The sequence below is a fragment of the Cellulomonas algicola genome (genome assembly GCF_019024305.1).
In the GTDB taxonomy this organism is placed as follows: Bacteria; Actinomycetota; Actinomycetes; order Actinomycetales; family Cellulomonadaceae; genus Cellulomonas; species Cellulomonas algicola.
This window is the reverse complement of the sequence record NZ_JAHKSJ010000046.1, coordinates 1-1,278: the sequence shown is the minus strand read 5'-3', so window position 1 is coordinate 1,278 and position 1,278 is coordinate 1. Positions and strand designations below refer to the sequence as shown.

The window sequence follows — 1,278 nt, the reverse complement described above, 5'->3', positions numbered from 1 at the left end:
GGTGTCCTGTTTCAGGACATGGGCAACGCATGTCTCAGGACATCGGCAACACCGCTCGGTGATGCTCGGGCATGTCGCGTGCCCGCCTGGTGATCACCGCTGTCGTGCTCGAGGGCCGCTCGCAGGCCGAGGTGGCCCGCGCCTACGGGCTGTCGCGGTCCTGGGTCAGCCGCCTGGTCGCCCGCTACCGCGACGTCGGGGACGCCGCGTTCGAACCGCGATCCCGACGTCCCCGCACCAGCCCCACACGCACCGCCCCCGAGGTCGTCGACCTGATCGTCGATCTACGCAGCAAGCTGACCGCGGACGGCCTGGACGCCGGTGCGCACACCATCGCCTGGCACCTGGCCACCCACCACGACCTCACGCTCGCCCCGGCGACGATCTGGCGACACCTCAAGGCCGCCGGACTCATCGAAGCGGCCCCCTCGAAGCGGCCGCGCAGCTCCTACGTCCGCTTCGAGGCCGACCTGCCCAACCAGCTCTGGCAGACCGACTTCACCCACGTGCGCCTGGCCGACGGCACCGACACCGAAGTCCTGACCTTCCTGGACGACCACTCCCGGCTCGTACTGGCCTGCACCGCCCACCACCGGGTCCGCGGGCCCGACGTCGTGACCACGTTCCGGGCCGCGATCAGCGACAACGGCGTCCCGGCCGCGGTGCTGTCCGACAACGGCATGGTCTTCACCACCCGCCTCGCCGGCGGCCGCGGCGGCCGCAACGCCTTCGAGTCCGAGCTCGCCCGCCTCGGCATCGAGCGACGCAACTCCCGCCCGAACCACCCCACCACCTGCGGCAAGGTCGAACGCGTCCAGCAGACCCTCAAACGCTGGCTCGCGACCCACCCCCGCCCGGGCGACCTCGACCAGCTGCAGACCCTGCTCGACACCTGGCGCGAGCACTACAACACCGCCCGCCCCCACACCTCGCTGCACGGACGCACCCCCGCCGCCGCCTACGCCGCCAAAGCCAAGGCGCACCCCGTCGGCGGCCCAGGCAGCCACGAACGCATCCGCCACGACCGCGTCGACAACGACGGCAAGCTCACCCTGCGAGTCGCCGGCCGCCTGCACCACATCGGCATCGGACGAACCCACGCCCGAACCCCCGTGATCATGCTCATCGCCGACCTCGACGTCCGCGTGGTCCACGCCATCACCGGAGAACTCCTGCGCGAACTCACCATCGACACCACCCGCAACTACCAACCCCAGACACGCAAACAGGCCGGACCCTGAGGGTCCGGCCTGTTGCCGATGTCCTGCGACATCACAG

Annotated in this window: 1 protein-coding gene; it reads left to right on the top strand. The window is 70.8% G+C overall.

Annotated elements, in window-relative coordinates:
• The first annotated feature begins 71 nt into the window (after positions 1-71).
• Positions 72-1,241: an IS481 family transposase gene (locus KOV94_RS20390; RefSeq protein ID WP_218053039.1), complete on the top strand. Its 1,170-nt coding sequence runs from the start codon at positions 72-74 to the stop codon at positions 1,239-1,241.
• The last annotated feature ends 37 nt before the right edge of the window (positions 1,242-1,278 follow it).